General features: G+C 58.9%; 16 protein-coding genes. 12 read left to right on the forward strand and 4 right to left on the reverse strand.

Annotated features, from left to right (window positions below; all coding sequences use genetic code 11):
• A partial coding sequence (gene guaA, locus VNM72_15980) for a glutamine-hydrolyzing GMP synthase (GenBank protein HXF06892.1) occupies positions 1-964 on the reverse strand: 964 nt, incomplete at its 3' end.
• A 4-nt stretch (positions 965-968) separates the two neighbouring features.
• Positions 969-1,496 (reverse strand): transcriptional repressor, encoded by a 528-nt coding sequence (locus tag VNM72_15985; protein ID HXF06893.1) that lies wholly within the window; start codon positions 1,494-1,496, stop codon positions 969-971.
• 453 nt (positions 1,497-1,949) lie between these two features.
• Between VNM72_15985 and VNM72_15990 the strand changes: the two genes are divergently transcribed.
• From VNM72_15990 to VNM72_16045, 12 genes are all read left to right on the forward strand, one after another.
• Positions 1,950-2,606: a cytochrome c3 family protein gene (locus tag VNM72_15990; protein HXF06894.1), complete on the forward strand. Its 657-nt coding sequence runs from the start codon at positions 1,950-1,952 to the stop codon at positions 2,604-2,606.
• A complete protein-coding gene (locus tag VNM72_15995) occupies positions 2,603-5,629 on the forward strand; it encodes a TAT-variant-translocated molybdopterin oxidoreductase (GenBank protein HXF06895.1) in 3,027 nt (1,008 codons plus the stop codon). Before VNM72_15990 ends, VNM72_15995 begins: the two co-directional genes overlap by 4 nt.
• Before the next feature lie 4 nt (positions 5,630-5,633).
• Positions 5,634-7,019, forward strand: coding sequence for an NrfD/PsrC family molybdoenzyme membrane anchor subunit (gene nrfD / locus VNM72_16000; GenBank protein HXF06896.1), 1,386 nt, complete (start codon positions 5,634-5,636; stop codon positions 7,017-7,019).
• Between the two features lie 2 nt (positions 7,020-7,021).
• The gene (locus VNM72_16005) at positions 7,022-7,561 is read left to right on the forward strand and encodes a DUF3341 domain-containing protein (protein HXF06897.1); all 540 of its coding nucleotides are present in this window, start codon (positions 7,022-7,024) and stop codon (positions 7,559-7,561) included.
• Between the two features lie 5 nt (positions 7,562-7,566).
• Positions 7,567-8,187 (forward strand): cytochrome c, encoded by a 621-nt coding sequence (locus VNM72_16010; protein ID HXF06898.1) that lies wholly within the window; start codon positions 7,567-7,569, stop codon positions 8,185-8,187.
• Positions 8,188-8,207: 20 nt separating this feature from the next.
• A complete protein-coding gene (locus tag VNM72_16015; protein HXF06899.1) occupies positions 8,208-9,350 on the forward strand; it encodes a hypothetical protein in 1,143 nt (380 codons plus the stop codon).
• Positions 9,343-9,795 carry a hypothetical protein gene (locus VNM72_16020; GenBank protein HXF06900.1) on the forward strand — a complete coding sequence of 151 codons (453 nt, stop codon included), beginning with the start codon at positions 9,343-9,345 and terminating at the stop codon, positions 9,793-9,795. Before VNM72_16015 ends, VNM72_16020 begins: the two co-directional genes overlap by 8 nt.
• 136 nt (positions 9,796-9,931) lie before the next feature.
• Complete coding sequence (locus VNM72_16025) at positions 9,932-10,780, forward strand: SCO family protein (GenBank protein HXF06901.1); 849 nt, start codon at positions 9,932-9,934, stop codon at positions 10,778-10,780.
• Between the two features lie 6 nt (positions 10,781-10,786).
• Positions 10,787-11,794, forward strand: a complete 1,008-nt coding sequence (coxB, locus tag VNM72_16030) for a cytochrome c oxidase subunit II (protein HXF06902.1) — start codon at positions 10,787-10,789, stop codon at positions 11,792-11,794.
• Complete coding sequence (ctaD, locus tag VNM72_16035; GenBank protein ID HXF06903.1) at positions 11,791-13,407, forward strand: cytochrome c oxidase subunit I; 1,617 nt, start codon at positions 11,791-11,793, stop codon at positions 13,405-13,407. The genes coxB and ctaD overlap by 4 nt, the downstream gene beginning before the upstream one ends.
• On the forward strand, positions 13,400-14,038 hold the full coding sequence (locus tag VNM72_16040; protein ID HXF06904.1) for a cytochrome c oxidase subunit 3 family protein: 639 nt from the start codon (positions 13,400-13,402) through the stop codon (positions 14,036-14,038). The genes ctaD and VNM72_16040 overlap by 8 nt, the downstream gene beginning before the upstream one ends.
• Positions 14,039-14,043: 5 nt before the next feature.
• Positions 14,044-14,358, forward strand: coding sequence for a cytochrome C oxidase subunit IV family protein (locus VNM72_16045; protein ID HXF06905.1), 315 nt, complete (start codon positions 14,044-14,046; stop codon positions 14,356-14,358).
• A 273-nt stretch (positions 14,359-14,631) separates the two neighbouring features.
• On the opposite strand, the gene VNM72_16050 is transcribed toward VNM72_16045, so the two are convergent.
• Together VNM72_16050 and VNM72_16055 are read right to left on the reverse strand one after the other, a co-directional pair.
• Entirely contained in the window at positions 14,632-16,470 is a 1,839-nt protein-coding gene (locus VNM72_16050) for a LysM peptidoglycan-binding domain-containing protein (protein HXF06906.1), read from the reverse strand.
• 374 nt (positions 16,471-16,844) lie between these two features.
• On the reverse strand, positions 16,845-17,398 hold a 554-nt coding region (locus VNM72_16055), incomplete at its 5' end, for a vitamin B12-dependent ribonucleotide reductase (protein HXF06907.1).

Below are 17,398 nucleotides of genomic sequence, written 5' to 3' on the forward strand. Positions count from 1 at the left end.
GAACGAGATAGTCAACGGCTCCCAGTCGCGCGGCTTCGTCCTGAAAGACGGCGATGAATTCGGCGCCAATGATCTTCCGTTTGGCCTCCGGGTCGGTCACGCCGCGAAGCCTGGAGAGGAATCGCTCGGCCGCCCGCACGCCGATGACATTCAGCTCCATGCGGCGCCGGTAGATCTCCAGCACCTGTTCGAACTCGCCCTGACGGAGCAGGCCGTTATCCACGAAGATACAGGTCAGTCTCGATCCGATAGCCCGCGCCACCAGCGCCGCTGCCACCGACGAATCCACGCCGCCGGAAAGCGCGCAGACGGCGCGTCCCTGGCCGATCTCCTGCTCGATCCGTGCTACGGTCGTCTCGATAAATGACTCCATCTGCCAGTCACCTTTGAGACGACAGACATCGAAGAGGAACCGGCGAAGAATCTCTCGCCCCAGGGGAGTGTGCGCCACTTCGGGGTGAAACTGGACGCCGTAAAGGCGCCGCTGAGGATCCTCGATGGCCGCGATGGCTCGATCCGTCAGTCCCGTGATGACAAATCCGCTCGGGGGATCTTTCACCTCATCCCCGTGGCTCATCCAGACATCGAGCGTCGAAGGCAGGCCGGTGAAAAGCGGACTCACCCCCTGGACCGTGACCTGCGCCGCTCCGTACTCCCGTCGCGGTGCCGCTTCTACGCGACCGCCGAGATAATGAGCCAGCAGTTGGAGTCCGTAGCAAATCCCTAAAACAGGGACCCCAAGGTCGAGGATCCGGCGGTCACACCGGGGTGCTCCCTGCTCGTAGACCGAACGAGGGCCACCGGAAAGAATCAACGCCCTGGGCGATCGGGAACAAATCGCCTCAAACGGAACATTGTAGGGAACAATCTCCGAGTAGACGCCAAGTTCGCGGACGCGCCGGGCAATCAGTTGGGTGTATTGACCTCCAAAATCGAGAATGAGAACGGTCTCGTGTGCTGCCATGACATCAGGATGGGACGGCTTTCGTTCGCGCCTGTTTGCGACAGTTTTTGCAAATACCCCAGATGCGGAGGCTGTGATCAATCATCTGGAATCCGTGCCGCCGGATGACCTCGTCCTGAATGTGCTCGAGCTGCTCGCTGTAAAATTCGGTCAATCCCCCACACTCGACACAGATCAGGTGATCGTGGTGGCCTTGACTGAGATTGGGCTCGTAGCGAGTATAGCCATCGCCGAATTGTGCTTCGCGGGCAATGCCGCACTCGGTCAAGAGCTTGAGGGTGCGATAGACAGTGGTGAACCCCACCGATGGATCGCGCTCGCGCACCCTCTGGTACAGTTCCTCGCTGGTTACATGCTTCTCACTGGTCAGAAAAACGTCCAGAATGAGATCGCGCTGGCTCGTTCGCTTGAGACCCTTGCGTCGAAGACACTCGTGAAAGACGTCCCGCTCGGAGAGGTTCGACGGAGTCTCCGCCGATGTACTTTTCCTCTGACTCGGCCGCGCTGCAATAATTGTTTTGACTTTGATCATGGGCAATCTCTACCTCTCCCTCTGTCTGTAGTTAGTTCGAGCCCCTCATAGATGACATGCTGTGCTGCTCCTGACGAACGCGTTGAATGAACCGGCGCTTTATTGTAACACAAGAGGCTGAATTGACCGAGCAAAAAATTTGGCCTCCGCTGGCCACTGGGTATCGCCTCCTGTGAGCGGTTGGGAGGTGGGGCTGCGCTGGCTCTCGCTTCTCGTGCCTTCTGACGGCCAGAGGGCAGACCTCTTCGGACACGCTCTCGCATTCTCGATATCTCGTGGGTTTTCAATACTACCGCCTTCGCACCGCCTCCTCGTGCGAGAGGCAACTCTTTACGGAAGGAAAACGGCCTGCTATACTGACGGACTTTACGATGCGATGGGAATCGGACAATGGCACGGAGTTTGTGATGTTGTAGCAGGAGAGGGATGAGGGAGGATTTCGGGTAAGCAACGATGGCCCAGATCTTTCACCCGAGCACGAATACGATTTCCCGCGTGAGCATCTTCGGTTTTGTCTTTATCCTCGCTGCGCTCCTGTGGGCCGTAGCTGAAATTCAGCGATCATCCTATATCACACAAGTCGGTGTTGCTCGCACGCAACCGGTCCCCTTCAGCCATAAACACCATGTCAGCGGGTTGGGGATTGATTGCCGTTACTGTCACACATCAGTTGAGGAGAGTCCCTTTGCCGGCATCCCACCCACGAAAACCTGCATGAACTGTCACAGCCAGATCTGGGCCGACAGTCCGATGCTGGAGCCCGTGCGCCAGAGTTTTCGTACGGATCAGTCATTGCGCTGGCTGCGTGTTCATGATCTGCCGGATTTCGTCTATTTCGATCACAGCATTCATGTCAAAAAGGGAGTCGGATGCGTCACCTGTCACGGGCGGGTGGATCGGATGCCGCTGATGTGGCGTGAGCAACCTCTGACCATGGAATGGTGTTTGGAGTGTCATCGGGCCCCGGAGCGATTCATCAGACCGCGTGAGTACGTCTTCGACCTGGAGTGGCGCCCGCCGGAAGATCAACTTGCTCTCGGTCGCCAACTGGTCGAGCAGTATCACATTAAAGTTGGACAACTGACCAACTGCTCTATCTGTCACCGATGACCTCGGAGAAAACCAGGAAACTGAGCGATTCGATCGCACGCCGCCCCTCTCATGAACTCCACAGTGGCCGGGAATACTGGCGGAGCCTGGAGGAGTGGCACAATCCAGGGCTCGTTCGCCTGAAGGCAGAGCGAGAATTCTTCGACCACGCCGCGGAGTGGACCGATCCGGTCAGCCGTCGTCAGTTCCTCAAACTCATGGGGGCCTCGCTCGCCCTCGCGGGTGTCACGGGCTGCGTCCGGCAACCCGACGAAACGATCGTTCCCTTCGTTCGGGCTCCGGAAGAGGTGATTCCCGGCAAACCTCTCTTTTATGCGACGACGATGACCGAGCACGGCTTCGGTCTGGGGCTGCTGGTAGAAAGCCACGAGGGACGACCGACGAAAATCGAAGGCAATCCCAATCATCCGGCGAGTCTGGGAGCAACCGATATTTTCGCTCAGGCCTCGGTGCTCACCCTGTACGACCCGGATCGTTCTCAGGTCGTTCTGCATCGGGGTCGAATCAGCACCTGGGAGGCTTTCGTTGCCGCGCTCGGTGCGGCGCTCCAGGAGCAGCGAGCCAAAAAGGGCGCAGGCTTGCGTCTTCTGACCGAAACCGTGACCTCGCCCACCATCCTCTGGTTGATTGAACAGGTGCTCGCTCGATTTCCGGAAGCGAAATGGCACCATTTTGAACCGGTCACACGCGATAATGTACGAGCCGGGACGCGCCTGGCTTTTGGGCAGGAGGTCAACGTCTATTACCGCTTCGATGCCGCCGAGGTGATTGTCTCGCTCGATGGTGACTTCCTCACATCGTTTCCGGGCAGCGTGCGGTACGCTCGTGACTTTGCCTCGCGCCGACGTGCTCCCGATGGGTCTTTCGCTTTCAATCGTCTCTACGTGCTTGAACCAGCGCCGACGCTCTCCGGGGCGATGGCCGACCACCGGATCCCGGTGCGGGCGAGCGACATCGAGGACATCGCTCGCGCCATCGCTCAGGCTATCGGGGTCCCCGGCATCCCGATCAATCCCGCCTTCGCCTCCTCACCGCTTGTGACAACGGTCGCCCAGATCGTTCAGGATCTTCAGCGACATCGTGGCTCCAGTCTCGTTGTCGTGGGTGAGGGCCAGCGGCCGGTGGTCCATGCGATTGCCCATGCCATCAATCACACTTTGGGAAATGTCGGTAAGACCGTCTTTTACACCGATCCCGTCGCGCCCCACCCGTCCCTGCAGCTTGAATCGCTCCACGATCTCGTGGAAGCGATGGCCGCGGGACAGGTGGAAGTCCTTTTGATCCTCGGCGGAAATCCTCTTTTCACCGCTCCCGTAGACTTTCGCTTCGCCGAACGGCTGGGGAAGGTGAAGCTCCGCATCCACGTCGGCCTCTATGCCGATGAGACGGCGGAACTCTGTCACTGGCATATCCCTGAGGCTCACTATCTCGAATCCTGGGGCGATGCGCGGGCCTTTGACGGGACGGCCTCTCTCATTCAGCCCCTCATTGCGCCGCTTTATGGTGGAAAGTCGGTTATTGAAATTCTTGCGGTTGTTGCCGGCCAGCCCGGTCGTTCGGCCTACGAGCTTGTTCGAGAGTACTGGCGGACGCGCGTGCCCTCCGATCAATTCGAGCGGTTCTGGCAAACGTCGCTCCACGATGGCGTCATTGCCGGAAGTGCATTCCCCGCCCGGCAGCCTGATCTGGCGCTTCCGGCAATCATAGAGCGCGCACGCGAATCGCTGGAGCCGCCGCCGGTGAATAATCGAGGATCAGCAGGATCTGACTCATCGCTAGAAATCGTCCTTCGTCCCGATCCCACCATTGGCGATGGGCGCTATGCCAACAACGGCTGGCTTCAAGAGCTGCCCAAGCCGCTCACCAAGCTCACCTGGGATAATGCGGTTCACATCAGTCCGGTGCTGGCCGAGCGTTTGGGGCTCCGCAACGAACAGATCGTCGAGGTGCGCTTCCGCGACCGGCCGGTTGTGCGCGGGCCCGTGTGGATTATGCCCGGACAGGCGAATGACTCCGTCCTCATCCACTTCGGATATGGTCGAAGGCGAGCCGGACGGGTCGGGACGGGCATGGGGTTTGATGCCTATCGCTTGCGCGCTTCTGATGCGCTCTGGTTTGGATCGGGAGTTGATCTCGTGGCTACGGCGGACCGATATCCTCTGGCCTGCACGCAGGAGCACTTCTTGATGGAAGGGCGGAATCTCGTGCGTGCGGCAGCCCTGGGGGAATACGAGCAGAATCCGGCGTTCGCTCGGATGGGTCACGATCTTCAGCCGGAGAAAACGCTCTACCCTCCCGTTGAGGCGGACGGTCCGGCCTGGGGCATGGTCATTGACCTGAGCGCCTGTATCGGCTGCAATGCATGCGTGGTCGCCTGTCAGGCGGAGAACAACATCCCCATCGTCGGCAAGGGTGAAGTCCTCCGGGGCCGGGAGATGCACTGGATCCGCATTGATCGCTATTTTGAGGGGGAGCCCACAACCCCCCGGATTCACCATCAGCCCGTCCTCTGCATGCATTGCGAAAACGCTCCCTGCGAGGTCGTCTGCCCTGTGGGCGCCACCGTTCACAGTCGGGAAGGGCTCAACGAGATGGTCTACAATCGGTGCGTTGGGACCCGCTATTGCTCGAACAACTGCCCGTACAAGGTTCGGCGGTTCAATTTCCTCCAGTATGCGGACACGACGACTCCGAGCCTGAAACTCATGCGCAATCCGAATGTGACGGTGCGCACGCGCGGCGTGATGGAGAAGTGCACCTACTGCGTCCAGCGGATTAACGCCGCGCGGATTCAGGCCAAGAAGGAGGATCGTGAAATCCGTGACGGAGAGATCGTCACCGCCTGCCAGGCCGCCTGTCCCACTCAGGCCATCGTCTTTGGGAATATCGCGGATCCCACGAGCCGGGTGGCCCGGTTGAAGGCTCATCCGCTCAATTACGGAATCCTGACCGAACTCAACACAAAACCCCGTACGACATATCTGGCCAAACTGCGGAATCCTTACCGGGAGGTCGAAAGGTGACGGGATGAACGAGCGCAATCACACGACAACCGAGGATTTCTCCTCGCTTCCGCCGGTCATCCAGCCGGGCTATACCTATGCTTCGATCACCGACAAGATTGCCGCTCTGGTCCTGACCCGTCGCACGCCCCGGAGCTGGTTCATCGGGTTCGCCATTTCGTTTCTGCTGCTGATGGTTTTCCTCTTCGCTGTGGCTTACGTCGTGACGACGGGCGTGGGAATCTGGGGCGTCAATGTTCCCGTGGGGTGGGGCTTTGACATTGTGAATTTCGTCTGGTGGATTGGGATCGGCCACGCGGGGACGCTCATTTCGGCCATTCTCCTTCTGCTCCGTCAGCGCTGGCGGACTTCGATCAATCGCTTTGCCGAAGCCATGACGCTTTTTGCTGTGGCATGTGCCGGGCTCTACCCGCTTCTGCATCTGGGGCGACAGTGGCTGGCCTACTGGCTGCTTCCCTATCCCAACACGATGGGAACGTGGCCTCAATTCCGCAGTCCTCTCGTGTGGGATGTGTTCGCCGTGTCCACCTATGCCACCGTTTCGTTTCTCTTCTGGTTTGTCGGATTGATTCCCGATCTGGCGACCCTGAGGGATCGGGCGGGCAGCCGACTGGCCCGCATCGTCTACGGCGTGCTGGCGATGGGATGGCGAGGTTCGGCCATTCACTGGCATCGGTATGAAATGGCCTATCTCCTTCTGGCGGGGCTGGCCACGCCCCTGGTTGTTTCGGTCCACTCGGTGGTGAGCTTTGATTTTGCCGTGGGGATCATTCCCGGCTGGCACGCCACGATATTCCCTCCGTACTTCGTGGCCGGTGCCATCTACTCGGGTTTTGCGATGGTGATGACGCTGGCCATCCCCCTGCGGGCCATTTATGGGTTGGAAGATTTCATCACCCTCCGCCACCTCGATAACATGGCCAAAGTGATTCTGGCCACCGGACTGATCGTCGTCTACGGCTATCTCATGGAATTCTTCATGGCCTGGTACAGCGGGAGCCCCTATGAGCAGTCCATGATCTCCAATCGAGTGCACGGTCCTTACGCGCCGCTCTATTGGGCCCTGCTTGCATGCAATGCGCTGGCTCCCCAGGTCTTCTGGTCGAAGCGGATGCGGAGAAGCATTCCCGTGCTTTTCGTCGTGTCGCTCATCGTCAATGTCGGCATGTGGCTCGAACGGTTTATCATCGTGGTGACCAGTTTGCACCGAGACTTTCTGCCCTCGTCCTGGGGAATGTACTATCCGACGGCGTGGGATTGGGCGACCTATCTCGGGTCACTTGGCTTGTTCCTTACGCTGCTGTTTTTGTTCATCCGCTTTCTGCCGATGATCTCGATCTTCGAGATGCGGGCGATTCTGCCGACACCGGGCGAAAATCAGAAAGCATGACGATGGCAACGAAACCACCCATCTACGGCCTCATGGCTGAATTCGATACGCCGGATGATATTTTGCGGGCGGCCCGCGCGGCCTTCGAGGCCGGTTATCGCAAAATGGATGCCTACAGCCCGTTCCCCGTCGAGGGACTGGCCGATGCTCTGGGCTTCCGTCATACGCGATTGCCTTTGGTGGTTCTGATCGGCGGGGTGATCGGCGGACTGGGCGGGTTCCTCCTGCAATATTACGTCTCGGTCATCGCCTATCCGGTGAATGTGGGAGGGCGCCCATTAAATAGCTGGCCGGCATTCATCCCTGTCACCTTCGAGATGACCATTCTCGTGGCAGCCCTTTTTGCTGTGCTGGGGATGCTGGCAATGAACGGCCTCCCGATGCCTTATCATCCGGTCTTCAACGTTCCGAGATTCCGACTGGCGACGCGAAATCAATTCTTCCTCTGCATCGAAGCGCGCGATCCTCTGTTTGATCGGGATCGGACGTGGGCCTTTCTGGAGAGCCTCAATCCTCGGGGCGTCTACGAAGTGGAACATTAACGCACATGATCGAGTCTTTGCAGAACATACGACGACATCGGCGATCACATTGCGCGCCGCTGCTTATTGTGGTCCTGAGCGCCCTTCTCTCACTCGCCGTCGGCTGCCGACAGGACATGCATAATCAGCCCAGGTACAAACCGCTCCGCGAAAGCGATTTCTTCCATGATGGTCGGTCGGCCCGACAGCCCGTGCCCGGAACGATTGCTCGAGGTCAATTGCGCCTGGACGAACCCTTTTTCACGGGGAAGGCGCAGGGGACGTTCGTCGCCACCCTTCCCTTCCCCATCACGCGAGAGCTGCTGGAGCGCGGGCGCGAGCGCTATGACATCTACTGTTCGGTCTGCCACGATCGTGCGGGCTATGGTCGCGGGATGGTCGTCCAACGGGGGTTTCGACAGCCGCCGTCATTTCACACTGACCGATTGCGCCAGGCACCGGTCGGATATCTGTTTAACATCATCACTAACGGCTTCGGTCAGATGCCGGATTATGCCGCTCAGATTGAGCCCCGCGACAGGTGGGCTATTGTCGCCTATATTCGGGCGCTTCAACTAAGCCAGCAAGCCACACTGGACGATGTTCCGGCGGCCATTCGCCAGCAGTTGGAGAAGACGAAACCATGAGCGAGACTGGCCATTTCGACATGATGAGACTGGAACGACGTTCGGCCCTGGCGGGCCTGCTCGGACTGGGAGTCTGCGCGGCGGGGGCGCTGGTCAACCGCGATCAGTTCTTCCATTCCTACCTGCTGGCTTATCTCTTCTGGGTGGGAATTTCGCTCGGCAGTCTCGCCCTTGTGTTGCTGCATCACCTGGTGGCCGGAGGATGGGGTTTTGTCATTCAGCGTCCGCTGGAAGCCGGTGCTCGCACACTCCCGCTTATGGCGGTGCTGTTTCTGCCCGTACTCATCGGAGCGCATGACCTCTATGAGTGGACGCACGCGGATGTCGTGGCTGCCGATGAAGTTTTACGCCACAAGAGCACCTATCTCAATCTGCCTTTCTACTCGGTTCGCGCCCTCGTCTTTTTCGCTCTCTGGTTGGGTCTGGCATGGCTGGTCACCCGCTGGTCCGCGGAGCAGGATCGAACGGGACATCCCCTTTACACGCGGCGACTTCAACTTCTGGCCGGTCCGGGACTGCTCATCTACGTGCTGACGGTGACCTTTGCTGCCATTGATTGGGCCATGTCGCTCGAACCTCACTGGTTCTCCACCGTCTATGGGTTGCTTTTCATCGTCGGCCAGGTGCTCGCGACGCTGGCTTTCGTGACGGTTGTCGTCAGCCGACTGTCGCGGCGCGAACCACTGTCGGAAATGGTCACGACGACCCATTTCCATGATCTGGGGAATCTCTTGCTGGCATTCGTGATGCTCTGGGCTTACATTTCGTTCTCGCAATTTCTCATCATCTGGTCGGGCAATCTTCCGGAGGAGATCCCCTGGTATCTCCGCCGGGTGGGCGGCGGTTGGCAAGCCATTGGACTGGTTCTCATCGTCTTCCACTTTGCCATTCCTTTTGTGTTGCTGCTCATGCGCGAGGTCAAGCGTCAGAGCGACCGACTGGTCTGGGTGGCCGGCGGAATTTTTCTGCTCCGACTGGTTGATCTCTACTGGCTCGTGGTCCCGGCTTACGCGGAACATGGACCGCGCGTCCACTGGCTGGATATCGCGGCCGTGGTGGGGATGGGTGGAATCTGGGTTGGCCTGTTCCTCCGCTATTTGCGGCAGCGGCCGCTCGTGCCGATCCACGATCCTCGATTGAAGGAGGCAGTGAGCCATGGCTGATCTCACCCGTCAGTCCTCGACCTCCGACAATGAACGAGGCTATGAGACTCGGGACCTGAACGTCAGCGCCGTCGGGAAGTTTCTGATCGGCCTTTTCGCTCTCATCTGCCTGACGCTGGTGGCGATGAACGAGCTTTTTCAATACTTCGAGCAGCGGGCCATCCGGCGGGATGTGCCGCTACCGCCGATGCTGGAGACTCGTGAGATCCCGCCAGAGCCGCGCCTTCAGGTTGCCCCGACAGCCGATCTGCAGAAACTGCGGGCCACCGAGGAGGAACTCCTCACGACCTACGGCTGGGTGGACCGTGAGCGCGGGATCGTGCGCATTCCCATTGAGCGTGCGATGGACCTTATGCTGGAACGCGGACTGAGCCTTCCGTCGAGGTCACCTTCGCCGCAATCGCCCGCTCCCACTCCCGATCAGCGCGAGAGCCCGACAAAGTAACAAGGGGATCGGCCATGAGCTACAGCGCGCCACCAGGGATGAAAATGCGCTGGCCAGCGGATGGAAAGGGCCAACGGATGAACGATCCGTTGGAACCTTTCATCCGGTGGGAGATCGTTTTCAACGGAGCTGCAGTATGAGTCATCGAGAGGAACCTCACGAGCACCGCACGAGGGCGCTCATCCGCCGTCGGTGGGGAGCTACTCTCCTCATCGGTCTCGTCGGTCTCGCTCCGCTATCGGCGATGGCCCAGCAGCTCGCTCCCGATCCGTTACGCGATGTGGGAATTGATCAGAAACTCAACGCTCAGGTTCCCGGTGAGCTTCTCTTTCGCGATGAGGGGGGGCGCGAGGTTCGGCTGGCCGAATATTTTGGGGAGAAGCCGATCATTCTGGCGCTTGTCTACTACGAGTGTCCGATGCTCTGCACGCTCGTGCTCAATGGGCTTGTGCGGGCTCTGCGAGCCATGCCTCTGACGGCGGGGCGCGACTTCACTGTACTGACGGTGAGTATAAATCCGGCCGAGACGCCGGCGCTCGCGGCGGAAAAGAAAGCCGCCTACATCGAGCATTACGGGCGCGCCGAGGCCCGCCAGGGATGGCACTTCCTCACGGGGGAGCCTCCGGCGATTCATCGTTTGGCCGAGACCGTCGGCTTCCGCTACGTCTATGATCCGCGCACCAAACAGTATGCCCACGCTGCCGGGATCATGGTGCTGACTCCATCGGGGCGCGTCTCCCGCTATTTTTACGGACTGGAGTATTCGGCGCGAGATCTGCGCCTGGGACTCGTTGACGCATCCGAAGGAAAAATCGGATCGCCGGTGGAAAAGGTCCTTTTGCTCTGCTACCGCTATGACCCCGCGACGGGGAAATACAGCCTGGCCATCCTTCGCATCGTTCAACTGGCCGGTGCGGGCACTCTTCTCGGACTGGGCCTTTTTCTCGTCATCATGTTCCGTCGCGATCGCCGGAGGGAGAACTGAAAAATCATGTGGGAAGGATTTCCTCTCTTTCCAGAAAGCGCATCAACCATCGCCGGGACCGTTGACCGGCTCTACTTCTTCCTCATCGGGGTGGCGATCTTCTTCTCCCTGCTCATCGGCTCCCTCGTATTTATCTTTGCCATCAAGTACCGTCGTCGGACCGAGAATGAAACTCCTCGCCCCATTGTCGGATCGCTCAAACTCGAACTGGTGTGGACGATCATTCCTTTCATTCTGGCCATGATCATGTATGCTCAAGGGGTGAGCGTCTACTTCGAGACGTCGCGGCCTCCGTCGGGGGCCATGGAGATTTACGTCGTGGGGAAGCAGTGGATGTGGAAGCTTCAGCACCCGAATGGCCGACGCGAGATCAATGAGCTGCATGTTCCCGTCGGGATGCCCATCAAGTTGACGATGACATCGGAAGACGTCATCCACAGCTTCTATGTGCCGGCGTTTCGCATAAAGATGGACGTTCTGCCGGGGCGGTATACGACGACATGGTTTCAGGCGACCAAGACTGGTCGGTTTCATCTCTTCTGCGCCGAGTACTGCGGGACAAAGCATTCCGGCATGATCGGCTGGGTGATCGTTATGGAGCCCTCAGATTTCGAGGAGTGGTTGCGGACGACGCCCCCACCAGCAGCGCCGCGCGGTCTGGCCGGTGAGCGTCCGCCGTTACCCGTGAGGCCCGGAGAATCACTGGCCGCCGTCGGCGAGCGTCTCTTCCAGCAGCTGGGGTGTAATTCCTGTCACCTGCCGGAGCCGGGAGGACAGGGGCCTCCCCTGACCGGCATTTTCGGCAGGCGCATCACGCTCGAGGGCGGCGAGACAGTTGTCGCTGATGAAACCTATCTCCGCGAATCCATCATCAACCCGATGGCGAAAATCGTCTCCGGGTATCCGCCGATCATGCCTCCGTTTCAGGGGAAACTGACGGAGGAAGAACTCGTCGAATTGATCGAGTACATCAAATCCCTCGGACGGGGAGAAAGGACGACGTCACAGCCATGAGTTCACCGGTGAAATTGCCCGGACAGCATTATCTCAATGCGGCCTACGGCATCAAGTCGTGGCTGCTCACGACAGATCATAAGCGAATTGCCTGGTTGTACCTGGCTTCGATCACGCTCTTCTTTTTCGTGGGCGGATTTTTCGCCGTACTCATTCGACTGGAGCTGATGACGCCCCAGGGGGACCTGGTGGAGGCCGAAACCTATAACAAGCTCTTCACCATGCACGGGCTGTTCATGATCTTCTTCTTCCTCATCCCTTCGATTCCGGCCGTGCTGGGGAATTTCCTCGTGCCGATGATGATCGGCGCGCCTGATCTGGCCTTCCCGCGCCTGAACCTGGCGAGCTGGTACATCTACATCGCGGGGGCGACGCTTGCCCTGGTGGCCGCCGTGACCGGGGGAGTGGACACCGGATGGACCTTCTACACCCCGTATAGCAGCATCTACTCGAATACCAATGTCGTCCTCGCCGCCCTGGGGATCTTCATCACCGGGTTCTCCTCGATCCTCACGGGCATCAACTTCATCGTCACGATTCACAAGATGCGAGCACCGGGGCTCACCTGGTTCCGGCTGCCGCTGTTCATTTGGGCCCATTACGCCACGAGCATCATCATGGTGCTCGGCACGCCGGTTCTGGCGGTGACCATTGTGCTGGTCGCTATCGAGCGCATCTTCCGCATCGGCTTTTTCGATCCCGCGCTCGGCGGAGACCCCGTTCTCTTCCAGCACCTTTTCTGGTTCTACTCGCACCCGGCCGTTTACATCATGATTCTTCCCGGCATGGGCGTGATCAGCGAGCTGGTCACTTGCTTCTCGCGCAAACGGATCTTCGGCTACAGTTTCGTCGCCTTCTCCAGTCTCGCCATTGCGGTCGTGGGGTTCCTCGTCTGGGGTCACCACATGTTCGTCAGCAGCCAATCGGTCTACGCGAGCATGATCTTCTCGATTTTGAGCTTCGTCGTTGCGGTTCCCTCTGCCATCAAGGTCTTCAACTGGACGGCGACGCTCTACAAAGGCTCGATATCCCTTCAGACGCCCATGCTCTACGCGCTCGGATTCATCGGATTGTTCACCATCGGCGGGATGACCGGACTGGCGCTGGCGGCACTCGGACTGGACGTCCACGTTCATGACACCTATTTTGTTGTCGCCCATTTTCATTACATCATGGTCGGCGGTATGGTCATGGCTTATCTCGGAGGGCTCCATTTCTGGTGGCCGAAGATGACCGGGCGCATGTATCCCGAATGGTGGGGACGCCTTTCGGCTTTAATCATCTTCGTCGGGTTCAATCTCGCCTTTTTCCCCCAGTTTCTCCTGGGCTACCTGGGGATGCCGCGACGTTACCACGCCTACCCGGAGGAATTTCAGGTGCTCAACGTCATGTCTTCGGCGGGCGCCTCAATCCTCGGCATCGGATACCTCATTCCGATGATCTACTTCATCTGGTCCATGCGGTACGGAGCGCAGGCCGGGCCCAATCCGTGGCAGGCTAAGGGGCTGGAATGGCAGACGCCCTCACCGCCCCCGACGGAGAATTTCCCCATCACCCCCGTTGTGACCGAAGACGCCTACGCTTATTCACAGGAGGAAGCAGCCGTTGTCTGACGTTCAAACGACGTTGGCTCATCAATTCGAGGACCCTGATCAGCAGCATGAAGCTGCGAGTCTCGGGATGTGGGCGTTCCTCATCACCGAGATCATGTTCTTCGGCGGACTGTTCGCAGCCTATACGGTTTATCGCATTCAGTATCCGGCGGCGTTTGTCACGGCCAGTCACCTGCTCGATTACAAGCTGGGAGCCGTGAACACGGCCGTGCTCATCTGCAGCAGTTTGACGATGGCCCTGGCCGTGCGAGCCGCGCAACTGGGGCAGCGGCGCAATCTCATCGTCTTCCTCATTCTGACGATGACGCTGGGGACTACATTCCTCGGGATCAAAGCCGCCGAATACACCCACAAATTTCACGAACGCCTCATTCCCGGACCGAATTTCACTCCTAATGTTTCGCCTAATCGAGAAGCGCAGCTTTTCTTCCTGCTCTATTACTCCATGACGGGCCTTCACGCCCTGCACATGGTTATCGGCATTGGTGTTCTCACGTGGCTCCTGGTGAGGGCCGTGCGCGGCCATTTCTCACACGAGTATTATTCGCCGGTGGAGATGAGCGGGCTCTACTGGCACTTCGTTGACATCGTCTGGATTTATCTCTTCCCGCTGCTTTATCTGGTGAGGTGATGACGATGGCGCATCAGGTTGTCCCGCCGAAAGTCTATCTCATGATCTTCGCCACCTTGCTCTTGTTGACGCTGGTGACGCTGGACGTTGCGTTTTTCAATTTGGGGATTCTCAACACGCCGATTGCCCTGACGATCGCCTCCGTCAAGGCGACGCTCGTCATCCTCTACTTCATGCACGTGCGCTATGCGCCGCGGCTCACTTGGGTGTTTGCCGGAGCCGGGTTTATCTGGCTCGTCATCCTGCTCGCCTTCACCCTGAGCGACTACTACAGCCGCCACTGGCTTCCCCTTCCCACCGGCTGGACTTCGAGCAGATGAAATGAGCAGCTCAATTTTTCCTCCCCATTTCCTCGTGAGGAGCATCGGGAATTTGGCGTGAGCGAGTTCCCCGGATGACTCCCCTGCACCATATCGTTCATCGGGGGGATCATGTCATTAGCGGCAGGTGTTTGGGGACATCTCGCAGAGAGCAGGTAATTTTCAGATGCCCATCACTCGAGAGCGCCTCCAGCTTGCGGGCTCACAAACGCCGGACGCGGGCGCTTCCCCAGGGCCGATCTGGAGAGGCAAATACGGCGGATGTAGCTCTCATCACCGGTAAAGGATCAGCGTTTGCCCGGGCCGAATGAGATTCGACGAGAGGCCGTTCCATCGGCGAAGATCGTTCACCGAAACCCCGTAGCGATTGGCGATCTCCACCAGCGTATCGCCCGAGCGCACACGGTGAGTTGCGCGATGAGATGCCGTCCCCTTTCCCGCCCGTGCCGTCGGCCGAGCGTTTTTCGTTCGGACCGCCGTCGTTCCCCGGGAGGTCGCATGAGGGGGCGGAAGGTTCAGAACGATCCTCTGCCCGGCCCGAAGCTTGCTGTTGACGCTCATGCGATTCAACCGGGCAAGCTCCGTGGCAGAGAGCCCATAGCGAGCGGCAATCTTTGTGATGGTATCTCCCGGTCGGGCCTTGATTGTCGCTCGTCCATAAGATCGCCGAGCCAGCATCACCCGGGTGGATGCCGAAAGAGGCGTCCGAGGGATCCGCGACGGAACGATGAGCTTCATGCCCGGGACCAGTCCGTCTTCGGAATCCAGATCGTTCAGACGAGCAATTTCATCGGCGCTCACTCGATGACGATCGGCCACATCATCGAGTGTCTCACCCGCCGCCAGTTGGTGAATGCGCCAGTAGCTGCGACGATCGCCCGGAATTTTCGCCAGGAGCGATTGAACGTCTTCGGCAACTCCCACGGGGACACGAACCGGATGCTCAGTTCCGGCGGGGATGAGCGCTCGCTTCAACTCCGGGTTCAATTCCTGAATCGTGCTGAAAGGGACGCCACCCGCTTCGGCAATCAATCGTAGATCAACCGGCCCCTCGACGATCACGTGCTCAAATTCCAGACGCGGTTCAGGAATGACATCCCCAAAGCCGTATTTCTCCCGGTTCTTGGCCACCACAATAATGGCCAGGATGATGGGAACATAATTTCGCGTTTCCATTGGCAACAGGCGATTGCGATGGAGATACCAGAAATCCGCATAGCCCGAGGCGGCAATCGCCCGATCAACAGCTCCCTCGCCACAGTTGTACGCAGCCACGGCCAGCTGCCAATCGAGATACCGCTCATAAAGCCATTTGAGATAACGGGCGGCGGCTCGCGTTGGTTGTTCGATGCCCGACCGTTCATCGAGCCAGGACGTCTGACGCAGCCCATACTTTGCCCCCGTGAAGGAGACAAACTGCCATATCCCTTGTGCTCCCTTGCGTGAGCGCGCGTTCGGTCGCCAGTTACTTTCAGCCTGAGCCAGCCAGACGAGATCCAGAGGCACACCCTCCTCGGCGAAGATCTTCTGAGCCAGCTCCAGATAACGCCCCGACCGACGCAGCCCCGCCTCCATAGCAGCCCGACCCCGGGGATTTCGGGTGAAGTAGTGAATGAACTGACGAACCTCCGGCGTGAGCGTCACCGGAAAATCGAGATGGGGATCAACAATCTCATCTTGATCCGGCGTGAGGTCCGTCGGATCGAGATTCACGTTGGCCCATTGCTCCAGCGGGGATGGCTCATACTTCTGTTCGGTCACTCCCTGACCGCGGGCCAGCGCATCTAGCTGGTAGGCAGCGATGCGCTCAATTAACCTGCGGTAATACGTCCAGAGCGTTGGGTTCGTCCTCAGATCGAACCCCGCTCCGAGTAAAACATCGAGAGCGCGATCGAAGTCCTGCCGCGCTCGTGCGAAATCCCCTTGACGATAGGCTCCTTCACCGCGCTGGAAGTAGTGTTCGGCGCGAGTGATCAATTCCGTTGTCGTCCGATCCTGAATAATGCCCTGGAGGACCGGCGTTGGCGTAATCGCTGACAGAGTCTGTGCCGAGATGAGTGCGGGTATCGCCACCTCAATGATAATGGCCGCAGTTATGATCCGTCGTATCACAATTCATCCCCCCAACACTAAAAAATTCACCCCGTTTTTGCTGCTTAGTTCCAGAAAAAAAGAAAACCGCTCTTTGTTTTTGTCGCTCGTGGCGGCTACTAAATAGCACAAGGGGAGCTGCCCTGTCAATAAGAAAATCTCGCCCCCTCGGACCGGATGCGATGAAACCATTCGATGGGGACTGTCTAGGCGGCGGAAATTGTCGCGGAATTTCTTTGGCGAATTCTCAAGCCGCTCGACCGTGAGGTGAAGACGGGAACCTTTTTGCCTGAAATAATCCGGGGAGCGATCTCGCTGACGCGAGATGCTCCCCAATTTTTCCGTCTATCAGTCCCGTTCCGGAGCAGGAGAGGTAAAGGCCACGACCAGCACCCTCATGAACAGCCGCTTGTTCCGCCGCAGTTGAAGCACCGGTAGCACGATCCATTCCTCACCATGATCGCACCACAGTCGGGACAGGCGGGGGCGTCGGCCTGGCTCACGTAGGTCAGTTTGGAGGATGGTACGGCTTCTGATATCTCGGCTGGTTCCCCCATCCGATCGGCTTCCGCAGCCAGCTTGGCCCGAACCGCAGGAGTGAGCACGCCGAGTTGAGCTTGAGCTTCCGCATCGAGGAACTGCGACGCCAGCCAGCGGAAGATGTAATCCACGAGTGACTTTGCTACCCGAATTTCGGGATTGGTTGTCACCCCCGATGGCTCAAACCGCATGTGACTGAACTTTCTGACGAGCGCTTCCAACGGCACGCCATACTGCAGAGCGATAGAGACGGCTGTGGCAAAGGCATCCATCAGGCCGGAGATCGTGCTGCCCTCTTTGGCCACCGTGACGAAGATCTCGCCCGGACGACCATCCTCATACATGCCGACGGTGATGTAGCCGTCGTGCACCGATCCATCCTGGCTGCGAATGGTGAAATGATGAGTAA

The sequence above is a fragment of the Blastocatellia bacterium genome (assembly GCA_035573895.1).
Taxonomy (GTDB): domain Bacteria; phylum Acidobacteriota; class Blastocatellia; order HR10; family HR10; genus DATLZR01.